This window comes from Streptomyces sp. NPDC058239, assembly GCF_042882185.1.
Classification (GTDB): domain Bacteria; phylum Actinomycetota; class Actinomycetes; order Streptomycetales; family Streptomycetaceae; genus Streptomyces.
The window spans coordinates 55,547-72,546 of sequence record NZ_JBHVWS010000049.1 but is presented as its reverse complement, the minus strand read 5'-3'; the positions used below and the strand labels follow the sequence as shown (position 1 = coordinate 72,546).

At 68.5% G+C, this 17,000-nt stretch carries 15 protein-coding genes and 1 pseudogene; 9 read left to right on the top strand and 7 right to left on the bottom strand.

The window, feature by feature from the left end; genetic code table 11:
• Positions 1–144: 144 nt before the first annotated feature.
• Together ACFVYE_RS36525 and ACFVYE_RS36520 are read right to left on the bottom strand one after the other, a co-directional pair.
• On the bottom strand, positions 145–1,092 hold the full coding sequence (locus ACFVYE_RS36525; RefSeq protein ID WP_383976088.1) for an ROK family protein: 948 nt from the start codon (positions 1,090–1,092) through the stop codon (positions 145–147).
• Positions 1,089–2,792 carry a class I mannose-6-phosphate isomerase gene (locus ACFVYE_RS36520; RefSeq protein ID WP_389608321.1) on the bottom strand — a complete coding sequence of 568 codons (1,704 nt, stop codon included), beginning with the start codon at positions 2,790–2,792 and terminating at the stop codon, positions 1,089–1,091. The genes ACFVYE_RS36525 and ACFVYE_RS36520 overlap by 4 nt, the downstream gene beginning before the upstream one ends.
• A gap of 719 nt (positions 2,793–3,511) precedes the next feature.
• Between ACFVYE_RS36520 and ACFVYE_RS36515 the strand changes: the two genes are divergently transcribed.
• Genes ACFVYE_RS36515 through ACFVYE_RS36505 form a run of 3 tightly spaced genes read left to right on the top strand, consistent with a single transcriptional unit; the run spans position 3,512 to position 6,737 of the window.
• Positions 3,512–4,819 carry an ABC transporter substrate-binding protein gene (locus ACFVYE_RS36515; protein ID WP_389608320.1) on the top strand — a complete coding sequence of 436 codons (1,308 nt, stop codon included), beginning with the start codon at positions 3,512–3,514 and terminating at the stop codon, positions 4,817–4,819.
• Positions 4,816–5,832, top strand: coding sequence for a carbohydrate ABC transporter permease (locus tag ACFVYE_RS36510; RefSeq protein ID WP_389608319.1), 1,017 nt, complete (start codon positions 4,816–4,818; stop codon positions 5,830–5,832). The genes ACFVYE_RS36515 and ACFVYE_RS36510 overlap by 4 nt, the downstream gene beginning before the upstream one ends.
• Positions 5,829–6,737: a carbohydrate ABC transporter permease gene (locus ACFVYE_RS36505; RefSeq protein ID WP_383976081.1), complete on the top strand. Its 909-nt coding sequence runs from the start codon at positions 5,829–5,831 to the stop codon at positions 6,735–6,737. Before ACFVYE_RS36510 ends, ACFVYE_RS36505 begins: the two co-directional genes overlap by 4 nt.
• Positions 6,738–7,328: 591 nt before the next feature.
• On the opposite strand, the gene ACFVYE_RS36500 is transcribed toward ACFVYE_RS36505, so the two are convergent.
• The gene (locus ACFVYE_RS36500; RefSeq protein WP_389608318.1) at positions 7,329–7,652 is read right to left on the bottom strand and encodes a hypothetical protein; all 324 of its coding nucleotides are present in this window, start codon (positions 7,650–7,652) and stop codon (positions 7,329–7,331) included.
• 87 nt (positions 7,653–7,739) lie between these two features.
• Positions 7,740–8,045, bottom strand: a pseudogene (locus ACFVYE_RS36495) (hypothetical protein); the annotation flags it as partial.
• Positions 8,046–8,056: 11 nt separating this feature from the next.
• Between ACFVYE_RS36495 and ACFVYE_RS36490 the strand changes: the two are divergent.
• Entirely contained in the window at positions 8,057–9,622 is a 1,566-nt protein-coding gene (locus tag ACFVYE_RS36490) for a tyrosine-type recombinase/integrase (protein WP_389608317.1), read from the top strand.
• Positions 9,619–10,248 (top strand): hypothetical protein, encoded by a 630-nt coding sequence (locus ACFVYE_RS36485; RefSeq protein WP_383976075.1) that lies wholly within the window; start codon positions 9,619–9,621, stop codon positions 10,246–10,248. Before ACFVYE_RS36490 ends, ACFVYE_RS36485 begins: the two co-directional genes overlap by 4 nt.
• Here the strand turns inward: ACFVYE_RS36485 and ACFVYE_RS36480 are convergent.
• Together ACFVYE_RS36480 and ACFVYE_RS36475 are read right to left on the bottom strand one after the other, a co-directional pair.
• On the bottom strand, positions 10,185–10,574 hold the full coding sequence (locus ACFVYE_RS36480) for a hypothetical protein (protein WP_383976073.1): 390 nt from the start codon (positions 10,572–10,574) through the stop codon (positions 10,185–10,187). The two genes, ACFVYE_RS36485 and ACFVYE_RS36480, sit on opposite strands and share 64 nt — an antisense overlap.
• A 324-nt stretch (positions 10,575–10,898) precedes the next feature.
• Positions 10,899–11,324, bottom strand: a complete 426-nt coding sequence (locus tag ACFVYE_RS36475; RefSeq protein ID WP_383976072.1) for a winged helix-turn-helix transcriptional regulator — start codon at positions 11,322–11,324, stop codon at positions 10,899–10,901.
• A 387-nt stretch (positions 11,325–11,711) separates the two neighbouring features.
• Here ACFVYE_RS36475 and nadC point away from each other — a divergent pair, with 387 nt between their 5' ends.
• The 3 genes from nadC (at position 11,712) to ACFVYE_RS36460 (ending at position 14,129) form a co-directional block, all read left to right on the top strand.
• Positions 11,712–12,605 carry a carboxylating nicotinate-nucleotide diphosphorylase gene (gene nadC, locus ACFVYE_RS36470; RefSeq protein ID WP_389608316.1) on the top strand — a complete coding sequence of 298 codons (894 nt, stop codon included), beginning with the start codon at positions 11,712–11,714 and terminating at the stop codon, positions 12,603–12,605.
• Positions 12,593–13,450: a PhzF family phenazine biosynthesis protein gene (locus ACFVYE_RS36465; protein WP_389608315.1), complete on the top strand. Its 858-nt coding sequence runs from the start codon at positions 12,593–12,595 to the stop codon at positions 13,448–13,450. Before nadC ends, ACFVYE_RS36465 begins: the two co-directional genes overlap by 13 nt.
• A 385-nt stretch (positions 13,451–13,835) precedes the next feature.
• Positions 13,836–14,129 (top strand): DUF1330 domain-containing protein, encoded by a 294-nt coding sequence (locus ACFVYE_RS36460; protein WP_389608314.1) that lies wholly within the window; start codon positions 13,836–13,838, stop codon positions 14,127–14,129.
• 303 nt (positions 14,130–14,432) lie between these two features.
• Here ACFVYE_RS36460 and ACFVYE_RS36455 read toward each other — a convergent pair whose 3' ends face one another.
• Positions 14,433–16,355: an ATP-binding cassette domain-containing protein gene (locus tag ACFVYE_RS36455; RefSeq protein ID WP_389608313.1), complete on the bottom strand. Its 1,923-nt coding sequence runs from the start codon at positions 16,353–16,355 to the stop codon at positions 14,433–14,435.
• On the opposite strand from ACFVYE_RS36455, the gene ACFVYE_RS36450 reads away from it, so the two are divergent.
• Positions 16,344–16,748: a hypothetical protein gene (locus ACFVYE_RS36450; protein ID WP_389608312.1), complete on the top strand. Its 405-nt coding sequence runs from the start codon at positions 16,344–16,346 to the stop codon at positions 16,746–16,748. The two genes, ACFVYE_RS36455 and ACFVYE_RS36450, sit on opposite strands and share 12 nt — an antisense overlap.
• Positions 16,749–17,000: the final 252 nt, after the last annotated feature.

Below are 17,000 nucleotides of genomic sequence, written 5' to 3'. Positions count from 1 at the left end.
GCCGGGCCCGAGCGGCACGAGGGGCGAGGCCGGCGGCGAGCTGATGCGCCGCCGGTGAGGAAGTGAGGATGGCACCGAGGTGAGACCGTTCTTCTCGTCCTTCATCCGGCTTCCTCCGGGTGTCCCGCACGTGCCGGGCCGGTGTCAGCGGGAGTCTCCGAGCGGCGCGGTACGGTCGCCCGGCCGACCGCACGCCCCGGCCAGGTAGGCCGCACCGAGCAGCGGGGCCTCGTCCGGCCGGTGCGCCGGGGTGATGACGACGCGTCGGTTGCGGACCGGATCGGCCTCGGCGAGCCCTGAGCGCAGCGGTTCGGCCAGGAGGTCCCAGGCCCCCGCGATGGCGCCCCCGACCACCAGAACCGTCGGTTCGAAGGCGGCGAGCAGCGGCCCGAGCACCCTTCCCAGGGCACGGAACGTCTCGGTGAACACCTCCGCCGCGGCCCGGTCCCCGTGCCGTGCCCGCCGGGCGATCTCCCGGACGTCGGGCGGCGCCGCGCCGGTCGCCCGTGCGTAGGCCCGCCGCAGGGCACGCCGGGACACCGTCTCCTCCAGGGGACCGCCCGCGTACCGCAGGGTGTGGACCCAGCCTTCGGGAGGGACCCCGGGGCCGTGCCGCAGTATCCGGCCGTCGCGCAGGAAGCAGGAGCCCACACCGGTCCCGAGCGTGATGCCGGCGACGGTGCGGTGCCCGCGCGCCGCCCCGGCCCACCACTCGCCGAGTACGAACGCGTCCGCGTCGTTGCAGAAGCTGAGCGCGGTGGCGCCGGGCAGTGACGCCGTCAGGGCGGCCCGCAGATCGACCCCCCGCAGGGCCTCGAACTTGCCGACCCCTTCGAACCGCCCGATCCCGCGCTCGTAGTCGAACGGACCGGGCAGTGCCACGGCCCATGGGCCCGCGCCGAGGCCGGACAGCTGGCCGGCGCAGCGGACGAGGGCCGACAGGATCTCCTCGGCACTGCCGCTACTGTCCACCGCCTCACGGAACGAGCGGCCGGACCGGAGGCCGCGGGCGTCGAGGTCGACGTCGGCCGCGGTCACATGGGTGCCGCCGACCTCGAGGACCGAGACGGTGGCTTCGCCGGCGGGGCTCACCGCACCAGCGCCTTCACATAGCGCACCGGTCCGCCGCCGAGGGCCCGCACCCGGTAGGTGCCGACCGCGGCGGGCACGGTCAGTGTCTCGGCGTATGCCAGCACATGGCGGTGGCCGCCGCTGGTCTCCAGGAGGATTCCGTCGCCCTCCACAACGTTGAGAATGTGGAAGCGGTGGTCCGTGTCGTCGTCTGCGACGGTGTCCGGCGCCAGTGCGATCCGCCGGACCTCGAAGAACATCTCGGGGAGGCGGCCGATGACGTCCTCGTGCCAGCCGTCGCCCGAGCGCAGGGTGCGCGGCGCGGGGACCAGGTCCCTGGCCACGGCTTCCCCCGACCGGTCCGGGTCCAGGTTTTCGAACGCGTGGCCGACGTGGACCGGCCGCGACCTGCCTTCGCTGTCCTTGCGCAGCCAGTCGTAGAGACGAAGGCTGTACAGGTACGGCGTCGCGCTGATCTCGAGTACGACATTGCCCTCGCCGCTGCCGTGCGGGGTGCCGCCCGGGATGAGGAAGATCTGGTGCGGATCGGCCGGGAAGGTCTGGACGTACTGTTCGATGTCGAACGGCACGCCGTCGTGGTACGCCCGGTCCGCCTCGTTTCGGAAGGCCGCGAGGTCGGCGTCCTGGTGCAGCCCCAGGAAGACCTGCCGGCCGGGCCCGCCGACCATCATGTAGTAGGTCTCGTGCTGGGTGTACGGCCATCCGAAGACGCGGCGCATGTAGTCCGACTGCGGGTGGCAGTGGACGGAGAGGTTGCCGCCGCCGACGGTGTCGAGATAGTCGAAGCGGATCGGGAACGAGGTGCCGAACCTCGCGTGCACGTCGTCGCCGAGGATCTCCTCGGGGTGCGAGGCGACCAGTGCCTGCAGGGGCACCTCGACCCGCGGACCGTCCGGCGTGCCCACCAGGATCCCGCTCTCGGGAGCGATGAGCTCGTAGCCCAGCGCGGTGTTGGCCGCGTCCTGGTTGAAGCCGAGCTGCTCCTGGGCCCAATGTCCGCCCCAGGACGTGGTGTTGAAGGTGGGGCGGGTACGGAAGGGCCGCCCGGCCAGGTCTGCGAGGGCAGCGCGCAGGGCGGCCCCCTCCAGCCAGGACGGAGCCTGCGCGTCCTGGGTGTCGAGCCACAGGTCGACGCCGGAGACGAGGGTGTCGCGGTGCTGGTCAAGGACGGGCCAGTCGATGTAGAAGAGCCGACGGGTCGTGCCCGCCCCGGTACCGGGAGGCTGCCCCAGGTTGCGGCCGGTCCCGCCGGCGATCTGGGCCTCGGCGTACCGTTTGGGCAGGTCCGCGTACCAGAGCCGGTCGTGCGGCACCAGGGCCGCGCCCGGTCCGAAGACGACCGTGACGGTGTCGTCGGCGGCCTCGGGCTCCGGCAGCCCGGTGAAGAAGTCGGCGAGCCCGGCCCGGGACAGCGGGGCGAAGTCCGGGTCGTCCTCCAGTACCGCGGACGCGGTCAGGGCGAGGACGTCCGGCCAGGGCGCGAAGTGCTCGCGCAGGTCGGTCTGTTTGGTCGCGACGGCGCGAGCGGCCAGCGCCGCACAGATCCCGGCGGCAACCGCCTCCCAGTCCACGGCCACCGGGCCGTCGACGGCGAGGACGAGACCCGGAGCGAGTCCGGCGACCGCCTCCCGGTATCCGGCGCCCACCTCTGCGGAGATGCTGTAGCACGGTTCGGCTTCGTAGCTGCGAACTTCCGGCATGACGGTGTCAGCCTTTCTGTCTTTCGGTAGGGCTTGTCGATCGTGCGGCTCGGGCCGTTCCTGCGACCGGGCCGAGCCGCGTGAGCGTCCCGACGTCGTCGACGCGGACGGTGGCGGGCAAGGGGGCGTCGCGCCGACCGTGGAGGTCGGACCGATGCCGTAGAGGGCCGGACGCACCGCACTCGGCGTGACGCCGGGGCCAAGTGGCGCAGGCGCCGATCGCGCCTTGGTCGGGACGGTCGCCCATCGGGAGACGGCCGGTGCCGAAGTCTGCGGTCTCCTGTCGGATCCGGTCCGGGAGGTCGCGATGCGGGGCTGCCGCGACCAGGCCGAAGTCCGGGTGGCACACCTGCCGGCGGCCCGCTCGACCTCCGCATGGCGCTCCAGCCGCCGGTACGGTTCGGTCCCTGCCTGATGTCCGACGGCGGGATCGCGGCCGGCGCGATAAGGGCAGGCTTGCGGCCGGTTCCATGTCCACTCAATGTTTCTGAGCTACAGGTCTCCATGGATGGAATGTATCGGATCTATGGTCTTGACGTCATGGGGCGTCCCGCAAATACTGAGCCTCGCCTCGCGGTGGATACAGGCACCGGAGCTTGGCGCCTCTGGAGACTTCAGCCCCGCCCCCGGCCTTCGAGGGCAGAGCCAGTCCCCTCAAGTTCAACTTGCCCAAGAATCTGAGTAATTACTAGATCTTCGCAACGGGACGGTGGACATAAATGCTTGCTAAGTTGGTCGCGCGCCGCAGACGACGGGCTGTACTCGGAAGTCTGTCCGCGGCCGCCCTGGTCCTGACGGCGGCGGCGTGCGGCGGGGGCGGCGACGACAAGGCCACCGGCGGCACCGTCCACCTGGAGTTCTGGGGCTGGGCCCCCGGCTACGACAAGTCGGCCGAGCTGTTCAACGCCACCCACAAGAACATCAAGGTCACCTTCAAGAAGCTGCCGTCCGGTGGTCAGGGCGGCTACGACAAGATGCTCTCGGCGGTGAAGGCGGGCAACGCCCCCTGCCTGGCACAGATCGGCTTCGAGTCCATACCCACGTTCCTTCTCGAGGGCGCCCTGGAGGACATCTCCCAGGAGGCCGGTGCCGCGAAGGACAAGTTCGTTCCGTGGACGTGGAACCAGGTCACCGTCGCGGGCAAGACGTACGGCATCCCGGTCGACACGGGCCCGATGGCCATGTACTACCGCAAGGACGTCTTCAAGAAGTACGGCATCGCGGTGCCGACGACCTGGGACGAGTACGCCAAGGCGGCCGAGAAGCTGCACAAGGCCGACCCCGAGGCCCACATCGTGAACCTGCGGGCGATCACCCTGTCCGGCCTGGCCTGGCAGAAGGGCGCCAAGTGGTTCGGCACCGGGGGTGACGCGTGGCACGTCGGCGTCAACGACGACCAGTCCCGGCAACTCGCCGACTACTGGCAGAAGTTGGTGGACAAGAAGCTGGTGGCCACGGAACAGGGCTACAGCCCCGAGTGGTGGAGCGGCCTGCAGTCCGGCAAGGTGGCCACGGCGATCGGCGCGGTCTGGCTGAACCCGCTGATCGCCCAGAACGCCCCCAAGGCCAAGGGGAAGTTCGCCGTCGCCCCGATGCCGCAGTGGACTGCCGGGGAGAAGAAGTTCGGCAACGACGGCGGCGGCAGCACGGCCGTGCTCAAGGGCTGTCAGCACAAGGACGAAGCAGTCGAGTTCGCCACCTGGATGAGCACCAACCCCGACAGCCTCAAGAACCTGATCACGAAGACCGGCATCTACCCGGCCGCCACCGCCGGACTCAAGCTGTCCGAAGTGAACAAGGGCGTGGACTACTACGGCGGCCAGAACATCTACAAGGTGTTCGGCGAAGCCGCCCAGCACACGGACACGAACTGGCAGTGGGGTCCAGCGCAGTCGCAGTTCGGTGTCGATCTGGACGAGGCAACCGCCAAGGCCTACGCCGGCTCCGGCACGCTGTTCGACGCGTTCAACAATGTACAGAAGGAGACGCTCGCGGCGATCAAGTCGAAGGGTGTGAAGGTCAGATGACCCGCGATGTGGATTCCCCGACGGTGCCGGTCGCGGACCGGCCGGCGTTGTCGGGCGATCACGGCCGAGACCGGCTCGCCGATGACCCGGGCCGGGAGCGGCGGCCGTCACGCGGCCGCTCCGGCAGCAAGCTCGCCGCCCGACGCAACCGCTCCGCCGCCGTGCTGCTCGCCCCGTTCGGCCTCCTGTTCCTGGCCGTGTTCGTCATCCCGATCGGGTACGCCGTCCATCAGAGCCTGTTCCGGGTGGAGCGCTCAGGGCTCGGCTTCGGGGCGCCGCGCACCGTCTTCGCCGGCCTGGACAACTACACGCGGGTGCTCACCGACAGCACGTTCCTCAAGGGCGTGGGCAGGGTTCTGGTCTTCGGCCTGATCCAGGTGCCGGTGATGCTGGGTCTCGCCCTGCTGCTCGCCCTGCTCCTCGACTCCCAAGCGGCGCGGCTCAAGCGCTTCTTCCGCGTGGCGTACTTCCTGCCGTTCGCGATCCCCGGTGTGATCGCGGCGGTGCTGTGGGCCTTCCTCTACATGCCCGGCATCAGCCCGTTGAACGACGTCGGCAGGAGCATCGGACTCGATGTCGACTTCCTCTCCCGCGACATGATCCTCTTCTCGATCGGCAACATCGTCACCTGGTCCTGGACCGGCTACAACATGCTGATCATCTACACCTCGCTGCAGTCCGTCCCCAAGGAGCTGTACGAGGCCGCCGAGCTGGACGGATGCTCCGGATTCCGGATCGCCTGGCACATCAAGGTGCCGCTGGTGCGCCCGGCCCTCACCCTGACCGGCGTCTTCTCCATCATCGGCACGCTGCAGCTGTTCGGCGAACCGATGGTGCTGCGCCCCATGACCTCCGCGGTCAGCAGCAACTACACCCCGGTGATGCTCTCCTACCAGGCCGCCTTCGGCCTCAACGACTACAACTTCGCCGCGGCTGTCGCGGTGGTCCTGGCCCTTGCCACGTTCGCCCTGTCCTACGGCTTCCTGCGCCTGAGCACACGAGGATCGCGATGAGCATGCAGCCCACAGCCCGACACCGCAGGTCCGACCCCGGGCGGGAGGCGCTGTCCGGCCGCCGTCGCGGCACATCGGCCGCCCAACTGAGTACCACCGTGCTGCTGTTCGCGATCGCGGGCTACTTCCTGCTGCCGATCTGGTGGCTGATCGTCTCGGCGACGAAATCCAACGGCGACCTGTTCGGCAGCAACGGCTTCTGGTTCGGCTCGCACTTCCACCTCGCCGACAACCTCACGAAGGTCTTCCGGCACAGCGACGGCATCTTCAGCCGCTGGCTCCTCAACAGCCTTCTGTACTGCGGAGTCGGGGCCCTGGTGGCCACCCTGTTTGCCGCGATGGCCGGATACGCCTTGGCCAAATATCCCTTCAAAGGCCGGGAGGGTGTCTTCGCCGTGATCCTCGGAGCGGTGCTGATCCCCCCGCCGCTGCTCGCCCTCCCGCTGTATCTGCTCGCCTCGTCGACCGGCCTCGTCAACACGTACTGGTCGGTGCTGATCCCGAGCGCCGTCACCCCCTTCGGGGTCTACCTCGCCCGCGTCTACGCCGAAGCCTCCGTACCCGACGAACTCACCGACGCCGCCCGGGTCGACGGCGCGGGAGAACTCCGGATCTTCTTCACCATCGCTCTGCGGCTGATGTCGCCCGCGCTGGTCACCATCTGCCTCTTCCAGTTCGTGGGGATCTGGAACAACTTCTTCCTGCCACTGATGATGCTCGCCGACGACTCACGCTGGCCGCTCACCCTGGGGCTCTACTTCTGGAACAGCCAGCTTCGGGACCAGCCCTGGTACGACATCGTCGTCACCGGCTCCCTGGTGTCGGTGGTTCCTCTCTGCATCGCCTTTCTCGCCCTGCAGAGGTTCTGGCGTTCGGGACTGTCCGCCGGAAGCCTCAAGAGCTGACGGCGGGGACAGTTCCGTGGTGATCAGCTACCGGGTGTCGGCGTTGTGTGCATCGTAATGCCGGATCGCTGATCCCCTTTCTGCCCTACTGACGGGGCTGGCCGGTCGGGAGGCTGGTGTGCGGATCGCCGAAGCTCCTGATGGACGGTGTCACGACCAAGATCCACCGTGCTCCCCGGGAGCTTCGTGCTGGTCCACCCCATCGGCGATCGATCGTTCCCGCGCCCACCTGCGGCACCTCGCTCGTCAACCGGCCGCGCTCGCGCCGGCGTTCGTGCTCCAGGACGGGAGGCTGCCGGAAGCCCTGGCCGACGCCGGGGGGCTTACGCGGACAAGGCGTATCACGGCGCCGACCGCCTTGTCCGCGTCCCGTTCCGCGGTCGGCGGCTCAAACGGTGGAAACGTCGGCACAACACCACCCGCGCCAAGTTGTTTGCGTCGGCGACCAGGCCATGGCCGTCTTCGTCCTTCGCTACGCGTCAGCGTGAAGTGGGAAAGCTCGGACACCTGGAAGGTCGGCGCGTGTGAGGAGGAGGTCCCGCCGGGGCGTAACTTCTCGGTCTGCGCAGATGCCAGGGCCATATGCCTCGGTCAGCCGTCTGGTGTGCTTGTCAAAGCGTTGATCGCGATGTGGACGGTGGTCCTGTGGGTTCGGTGGTCGATGTCGCGGCCGACGGCGCGGTACTTGGAGTTGATCGCTCGCTTCTTCACACGGGGTCGGGTCCGGTTCCGGCGGGCGGGGAGTAGGTCGTCGAGTATGGCGGCGCCGATCCGGCCGACGAGGTCGACTCGGGTGTGGGGGAGGGGGATGATGCCAGCGGCGCGGACGATCTGGTCGCGAGCCGTGTTCAGCGCGATGGTGAATGCGGCGCGGTCGGGGTCGATGTCGGGTCGGTGCAGGACAGCGTCACTCATCGCGGTGCGTAGCGCCTGGTAGGGGACCAGAAGTGCCCAGGTCTCCTGGGTGACGGCTGCTGGGTGGCGGCCGCGGAGGACTCTGCCGCCGAGGACGGTCGATTTCAGCTCGCAGTAGCGGGTCTCGACTTCCCAGCGCTCGTGGTAAAGCCTGATCAGAGCGGTTGCGGATGCCTCGTCGGGGTTGAGCAGGCTGGTGACGAGCCGGTAGGTGCCGTGGGTGACAGCGCGCTCGTCGGCGCTGTCAGCAGGGGTGACGGTGACGGCGGCCTCGATGACGCGGACGGTGACCTCTCCGACGCGGGAGAGGAACGTGCCGTCGGGCAGACGACGCAGGATCGGCGGCTTGAGTGCTGTGGGTCCTGGCGCGGATGAGGAGGTCGCGCGCCGTATCGGATTCGCTCGTGGACGCCATCGGTGTGCTCGACAGGGCAGGTGCCACCGAGTGTGTTCCGTTCGTCCTGGTGCCCGACGGAGCGTACGCCCTGCACTTGAACCGGTTCTTCCGGGAGTTGCCCGAGTGGGGTGTCAAGTCGGAGAACGGAATCGATGCCTACTGCTCGGACATTGCCCTGATCTGCAGGTTCCTGCATGAAGCGCGCGGCGGGAAGAGCATCTGGCAGATGGACGGGGAGGATCTGCGGGCCTACAAGCAGGCCCGGTTGTTCGCGGCGAACCCGGATAACCGGATCAAGGAGAGCACGTGGAGGCGGGCGATGGCCGCACTCGACAAGTGGGTGCGGTGGTCGTTGTACGAGCGACTGCTGACGAAGGAGCCGTTCCGGTACGTCGACAAGACGGTGATGACCTCCCAGGGCGTCAAGCAGGTCCGGGTGATGGCGGAGGCCGAGGTCGACTGGCACCGCGCGCCCATCACGTTCCTGCCCTATGAGGACTATCTGTTGTGGCGGGACGTGGGGCTGCTGGGGCGTCTGCCGGACGGCGGGCGTGATCCTGGCTGGCGAGGCCGAAACGGCCAGCGCAACGCCTTGTTCGCGGACCTGGTGGTGTGCACCGGGATGCGGCTGGGCGAGGCGGCTAGCCTTCTCGTTCCCGAGCTGCCGCCTCTCGCTCCGGAGCGCGGTGACGTGCATCTGTCGGCGGCAGTCGTCAAGCGGCACCGTCCCCGGACGGTGTTCATGCGTCGGCAGGTGCTGCGGGAGCTGCACCACTACCTGGGTATCGAGCGGGACGAACTCGTCCAGCGTTGCCGGGTGGCTGGCGCCTACGACATCTGCGGAGACCGCTTGGCGGTGCGTCGTGCCAGTCGGCAGGCCCTGGCCGTCGACGGTGCCCGGCGCTCCTGGACCTATTCCGCGATCGACGCCGATCAGCGACGCCGGCTGATGGCGGTGGATTCCCAAGGGCGGCCTGTGGGGCCTTTGTGGCTGTGGCTGGGTGAGGATGGACAGCCGTTGCGGAGCTCCACCTGGCAGTCGGCGTTCCGGCGAGCGAACGAGAGATGTGCGAGGTTCGGCATCGACTTCGAGGTCCATCCGCACACCTTGAGACACACCTTCGCTGTCCACATGCTCAGGCTGCTGCTGCGGCAGACCATCCGCGCGATGGGGATGCGGGAGGACCGGCACTTCACGCTGGCGCAGATCAAGCGAATGCTGATCGGCTCCAGCCCCACGCGCCTGCGCGCCATGCTCAGACACCTGACCCGCACTCTGCACCCAGGGATGCTCAACGACTGCTTCCATCAGGCTGAGACAGCGGTGTGCAACAAGCGGGCGAAGCCCTCAGGACGGCCGCTGCCGATGCTCAGCATGTGCCTTCAGTGCCCCAACTCTCGTAGGTCGGCCGTTCACCTGCCCCGGTTGCTCCAAGTCCGTGACCAAGTGCGCGAGGACTTTCCCGACCTGGACGGCCTGCCGCAGCTGCAGCAGATCGCCATTACCGAGCACCTCTCCACCCTGACCCGCCTGATCGCGGAGATTCACGACGCGAAGGACGGTCCGGCATGACCGAGGCCCGCATCGTGCAGACAGCCTTCGCTCGTCTCGTCCGGGAACACGCCCACCTGACCGACGTAGATCGCCGCATCATGCGCGCCTTCGAAGAGCTCATGGACGGGCGCCCGCAGATCACCGACGGCAGCCTGACCGTCGTGAACATCGCGGCAGAGGCGGGAGTGGGCCGAGCCTCGTACTACCGCTCCCCGGTGGCTGCCGCGATCAAGGAAATCCTGTCAGCCCCTGAGGCGAGGCGACCGGAAGTCGACGAACTGAAGGCCGAGATCACGCGCCTGCGTAAGGCTGAACGTGACCTCCGCAAGGAGAAGGCCGCCGAGCTCCGCGAACTCCAGGACACCGTCGCCACCTACGCCAACCAGATCCAGGCACTGACCTTGCGCAATGCCGAATTGGAAGAGGACGCCCCGCAAACTCCGATCTCAGGTCGACGAGGCGACCCGTGGAGCGGTGCGCCCGCTTGGGTAGACAAGCGAACGAGGCCGCCTTTCGCATCGGGCGGCCGACGGCTAGATGATCATTCCAAGGGGTGCCTGCGGAGGGTGGGGGTGGGCGGTCAGGCGTCGGGGTCGACTTCGGGGTGTGTGAACCGCACGGGCTTGCCCAGTGACCGGGCGTAGGCGATTTCGGCTCGGGTGCTGTCTCCGATGTAGTCGCCGACTACGAGCACCTCATCAGCGAGCCGGATCTTCGCTCGGTGCAGATCGTCGAGTCGAACCTTCAGCGCCTCGGCCTCGACAGGATCGGACCAAAGTTCGTGCGGCGACTTCATGTCGCAACCCGGCTTGACGACAATCTTTCCGGCTTTGGTCTCCCGCAGATCGGCCTCGGTCATCTCGGTCATGAAACGGGTGGAGCCGCAGATCACGACGATACGCGGGAGGCTCAGCTGCTTCTTCGCGTCGGCGAGTTTCTCCTCGGGGGTGAGCGGTTGCGGGTATGACACTGGTTCCTCCTGGTGGTGTGCCCCAGCGGTGATGGCTTTGTCCGTCAGTTCCCCTTTGAAGGCGAAGAGCGGCCCTGGTTCCCTCCAGGACAGGATGGTGGAACGTTCCGTGTCGGTGTTCTGCTGAGTCATGCCGCCCCCTTGATCGAAGTCGGACCAAGTGCGCTTCGAATATCGAAGCGCTGTGGCAGGCTGGACACTACCGCTTCGAAATCCGAAGCAGAAGGATTGGCGGAGGTTTCGCGCCTCTCCCCGGCGCTCGGTCGAGCCACGGCAACCTCGTGACACGGCGGTCCCGCCCCGCCTCCGATCCGAGTCGGGGCGTCAGTCCGCGGAGTCCCTCTCCGGCGTCCCGTCGCCCACGGTGTCCGGATGTGAGATGCGGCTGGCGGACTGGTCGTCGGTGTGGTCCGCCCCTTGCGGGTCGATCGTGGCCGCCCAGCGTTCCGCCCAGCGGGCGAGGGGGTTCAGGGCGTGGCGCGCCTCCTGTCCCAGCGGGGTGAGCTCGTAGCGGCTGTCCGGTAGTTGGTGAATCACCTGGGCATCCAGCAGTTCGGTCAGGCGCTGCCGCATCACGCTGGAGGACATGTCGTCGCACCGCTTCTGCAAGGGGCGGAATCCAAGCGGACCCGCGCGAAGCTCCCACAGGATGCGCAGACTCCACCGCCGCCCGAACAGATCGAGTGCGGCCATGAGGGGGCGGCCGGTGGTCGAGCCGCGAACAGGATTGTCAGGTCTGGGTGTTGCCATGTCGGGATGTCCAGCTCTCCAGGATTGACGCTTCGAATTCCGACACGCTAGCATCGGCGACCGCTTCGGAAATCGAAACGGAGGAGGCTGTTGTGGCACCTGCCCCGACGACCTGGGTGACAGGCGTTCCTGAAAGCCCGAGTCGACGGAGGCGAGACCGGCCGGGAGGACCGGTACATGCGCAAGGTGCCCCGAGTTCGACGTCGGCGCCGAGTCGCACGGACGGCTCACCCGGAACCTGTTCGTGGCGGGGGGACGGGTGACCGGTACGCGGGAGATCGAGTACAGGATCCACCAGGTCCTGTAAACCGGCCCAGCGGAACTTCAGTGCTGCCTCGTCAGCGGTTGCCGCCACCGAGCCAACGTCCACTCAGAGCTGGAGACCAGATGACCACGACCGAGTTTCCCTCGGCGGCAGCACGGGCCGCCGCCGCTGCCGCCCTGGTCGAGGACGCGTCAGGGAAGGACATCACCACTGTGTGGAGCGTTCCCGAGGACCTGGCGGCCACGGCCGAGATCCGCACCCGGCAAAGCGGCATCGCCGCCGGCCTCCCCGTGGTCGCCGAGGTCTTCGCGCAGGTCGACCCCGAGGTCAAGGTCGAGCCGGCCGTCGCCGACGGCGCCCGACTGGCCGACGGCCAGGTCCTGGTGCACCTATCCGGTTCGGCGCGCAGCCTGATCACCGGGGAGCGTACGGCACTGAACTTCCTGCAGCGCATGTGCGGCATCGCGACGCTGACCGACCGCTACATCCAAGCTGTGGCAGGGACCAGGGCGCGCATCCTGGACACGCGCAAGACGGCGCCGGGCCTGCGCGCCCTGGACAAGTACGCGGTCACCGCCGGCGGCGGCCACAACCACCGCCGCGATCTCGCGGCGATGGTCCTGCTCAAGGAGAACCACATCGCCGCGGCGGGCGGGGTGACCGCCGCGATCGAGGCGGTCAGGCGCGGGATGGCGCGCACCGGGCAGACCGTGGAGAGCGATGTCGAGGTGCAGACCGTCACACAGGCCGTCGAGGCCCTCGACGCCGGAGCCCGCTGGATCATGCTCGACAACATGCCGGTGGCCGACATCGAGCAGGTCGTGAAGGTCCGGGCCGGGCGGGCCGACGCTTCCCGGATCCTGCTGGAGGCCTCGGGTACCATCCGCCCGGACACAGTTCTCGCCATCGCCGGGACGGGCGTCGACCTCATCTCGGTCGGGGCGTTGACGCACAGCGCGCCCGCACTGGACCTGACCATGCTGCTGACCACCGGCCCGGTGCCATGTCCGAGGTAGCGGTCGTCGACGCGTGTCAGCGAGACGGCGCGGGTGGCAGCCCGACCGCCGTTCTGGATGATGCGCCGTTCACCGACGAGGCGCGATGCCGCATTCCCACGGAGTTGGGAACATCGCACGCCGTCTTCCTCCGCGATACCGGAATCGAGCGTCGTCAGCCCGCGTACACACTGCGGTTCTTCACCGCCCAGGACGAACTGCCCGCCTGCGGCCACGGCACCGTCGCCGCCCTCGCCGTGCTCGCCGAACGCGAAGGCGGCGACCACGACTACCGCGCCGTCCTGCGTACGGCCCACCGTAACTTCGACGGTCGGGCAAGCCGAAACGGTGACGGCCTGACGGCGTCGTTCGACCCGGGCCCGGTCAGCCTGCGTAGCGCCGGTGGAACCGAACTGAGGGCAGTCGCAGGCGGCCTCGGACTGACGGAGGACGCGGTCGCCGGCGACGCCTGCGTGGCGTCGAACGGGCGGCCAAGGCTTCTGCTGCCCATCCGATCCCGCGCCGCACTGGCCGAACTCACGCCGGACTTAACCCTGTTGCGCGCAGCCTGTGACCGCTACGGTCTGCTGGGCTGCTACGCCTACTCGCCCCCGGACCGACACGGCCGAGCAGCAGCCCGGATGTTCGCCCCGTCGATCGGCGTCCCCGAGGACATCGCCAACGCCAACGGCACGGCCTGCCTGGCAGCGCATGCTGCCGGGTTCGGCGCACACCGCCTCGCTGTCGACATGGGTGACCACCTCGGCAGCCCGTCGACCATCACAGCGACCGTGCACCGCGACCGCACGGGACACCGGATCCGAGTCGGTGGCCAGGCAGCGATCGTGCGCACGGTCATGCGATGAGGCCTGCGCGCTCAAGGCGAGGGTGCCGGTGCGCAGCAGGTCCGACTGCTCCGGTGAGAGCCCGGCCAGTTCTGGCGGCATCTGTGGCAGGGGCTCAGGGTTGATGGCCGATCACGTCGTACTGGTGCGACTCCTCCCTACTTGTCGGCTCCTCTTCGTTCTAGTCCGGGCCGCCGCCCTTCCGGCGAGGCCAGTCATCGACTCGACCGGCTCTGGCTCGTCCTCGCCCGCCGACGCTCACCCGAGACCAATCCGATCGCAGCCCCAGCCGGTTGATCGAAGCCGTCCGACTTCGACGCCGTCTCCGTCGGCTCGCTGACCCACAGCGCGCCGGCCATGGATCTGAGCATGCTTCTGATCATCAATTCTGAACACAGGAGGTACCGTGGCCAAGGGCTACTGGGTCAGCGTCTACCACACCATCGCAGACCCCGAGAAGGTGGCTGCCTACGACAAGCTGGCCGGTCCAGCCGTCAAGGCCGCGGGCGGGCGGCTGCTCTCCCTCGGCAGCCGGGTCGTCGCACACGACGCCGGAATCGCCGAGCGCACCGTCCTGATCGAGTTCGACAGCTTCGAACAGGCGGTCGCCGCACGCGAGAGTGCGGCCTACCAGGAGGCGCTGGCCGTACTTGCTGACGGCGTCGAGCGCGACTTCCGCATCATCGAAGGCCTCGACTGACGACCGATGCCGCGTCAGGGAGGAACACGATGCCGGCTGCGGGGATCACCCCGGCTCGTCAGCGCGCCGCACCGTCGCGAAAAGCGTCAGGCCGGTGGCATCGGCGGTGATGTCCGGTCCGGCGACGGTTCCTTCCCGGCGGCGCGGCGGCTCGGACGTCGGCCTCGATGTCGGCGGGGGTGCGTTCGACGAGGTTCCAGCGGCCGATGTGGGTCATCAGGGCGGCGTACGGGTTAGGGGTCGCGATGTTGGAGAAGTGGAACGTGTCTCCGGGGCGGCACAGGCGGGACAGGGTGGTGCGGATCAGGGCTCGGGTGAAGCGTTCTTCGAGGTAGTCGAAGAGGCCTCCGGCCAGGACCAGATCGAAGGGGCCGTGGTCGGCGGCCAGATGGGCGGTGGTGCGCAGGACGTTGCCAGGGGGCCGCGGCGGTCTGGGCGCGGGTCGCGGGCGGCAGGTGTGTGAGGGCGTACTGGAGGGCGTTGGGGTCGACGTCGTTGAGGACCAGGCGGTCGGCGGGGTGCAGGAGAGCCGGTTCGACTTGGCGCAGGTCGGCGGCGCCTCCGGACGCGATCAGCAGGATGCGGCGGCCGGTGGCGCGCGCGGGGGGCCGTGCTCGGAACGTCCGCCGGGTCGCTCCCGAGTGCGGACTCGATGAGCGCGGCCTGGTGGGCGATCTTGTTGCGGTGCTGGTCGGTGAGGGGAGCGTGCAGGAGGCAGCCGTCGAAGTAGTGGCCCCAGGTGCCGGGCACGCCTCCGGGCTGAGCACGCAGGATGTACTCGATGATCTCGAAGTCGCCGGCCCGGCCGCGAGCCTGCTCACGGCTCAGCTGGACCATGCCGCCCGGCGTCGGCGAACATCTCGGCCAGCGGTGCCACGGCCGCCGTGACGGTGTCCTGACGGGCCGTGGCGAGCGCGGCGGGGAGTCGGCGGAGGACGAAGTCGTCGAAGTAGCGGTGTGCGGTCGCGCGGTCTGCGCCGGCGATCGCCGGGAGTTCGGCCAACGATGAGACACTCGCGTCTGGGATATCTTGACAGGCGGCATAACGGTGAACGGCCACCTATAGAAGTCCTGGGCCACCATGGCAACCCGTCCGAAGATCTGGAACCGGTCCGCCTCGGCGGTGTCGACGTCGCCCCACAGGACCCGTCCGCTTCCCGGTTCCGGCTGATAGAGGCCGCACAGCAGCTTCACAAGCGTCGACTTGCCGCTGCCGTTGCTCCCCACGAGCGCGACGATCTTCCCTGCCGGAATGGTGACGTCGACATCCCGCAAGGAGGGCTCCGGGGTGGTACTGCCGGGGTAGGTGAAGGTGACCTTCGCAAAGCGGATCTCCTCCACCCGCACCGGCAGGTCGACTCCGGTTGTCGGGATGGCCCGGTCTCTGGCCTCCACGCACAGCTTCTCGAAGTCGGCGACGAACAAGGCTTCCTGGTGCAGGTCGGTGATCTGCAGCACGAGCTGGTCAAGGCTTGCCGAGCCGGTGCGGATCGCCAGGACCGCGGTGCCGGCCACCGAGAGTTCCATCCCCCCGGTCCACAGCAGCACACCCAGCACCCCGTAGGTGAAGACCGTCGCCAGGCCCGTGGCGCCGTCGGCGAGAAGCCCCCTGCGCGCGGACTCGCGGGCCAGTCGGGTCTGCTCACGCTCACTGGTCTGCGCCATGCCGCGGAAGTGAGTCAGCAGGAACGGGCCGACATCGTGGACCCGGACCTCGGCGGCCGCCTGCTGGTCGATCAGCAGCCGCCCCAGCAACTGCCCAGCTCGGGCATGCTGAACGAACTGATGAAAGGAGACGTAGCGCATCTTCGCGATCGTCAGCGAACTCCACGCGCTCGGCAGAGTCATCGCCACCAGCAACGGCAACAGCGCCACGTGTAGAACAGTCAGTACACCGGCCGCGGCGGCCAGGGAGATCAGCGAGTTCAGGACCGCGGTGCAGTACTTCACCATCCGACGTGCCGAGTCAGCCCCGTAGCCGGCAGAGTCCAGCAACCGGTGGAACTCATCGTCCTCGATCGCGGACAGCTCCACCCGGGCCACCAGTGACAGATACCGCTCGGTCGCCACACGCTGCACCTTCGGCTCCAGCCCACCAGTCGCCGAAGTCGACGCCGACCGCAGCAACGACCCGATCACGCCGGTGACGGCGACAGCGGCCAGGGCCGGCACAGCCCGGTCCAGCCGCTCGACCGTCGAACCGCCCGCCAGCAGATGCCCCAGCACGAGGACGAACGGTCCCGCATCCGCTCGGCCATGGACCGCCTCCTGGCCGGCCAGCCCACCAGCTCCAACGGCAGCCTCACGGTGGTCGCGCTCGCCGCAGAGGCCAGTGTTCACCGCATGGCTCTCCAAAAGCGCCACGCCGACCCCAAGGAGGAGTTCTACGCGCGGGTCCGTACGGAAACGCACCAGACGCCAGAAGTTGAAAGGCGACTGCGCAAAGAGGTTGTCCGGCTGAAGGAGGCCCTCAAGGACTCCCGTGCTGCCGAGGCTGAGTCCCGGCATCGAGCAGAGCAGATGGCCCTCGCGGCAGCCGTCCTCATCCTCCGGCAACCCGACAGCCAGGACCAGCCTGCCCCCGACAACGTCATCCCGCTCCGCCCGTCCGGGGATTAACCTCGTGCTTTCGCGCGCCCAGCAGACCGGAGGTCTTCAAGACGTAGTTGATCTCCGGTCTGCTGGGCACGCGAAACTTCGAGGCTAGATCGCTTGTATGCGCAATGAGGTTGCGTCGCTCGACGATTCGCTTCAGCTCCTGCGTCGAGACCCTCTTCGCGACCTTGCGCATCTTGCCGATCTGGGGAAAGCGCCCGCTCTTGCCCACGAGCGAGAAAGGCTGACCGATCAGTGCAGGTGCGGGACCAAGAC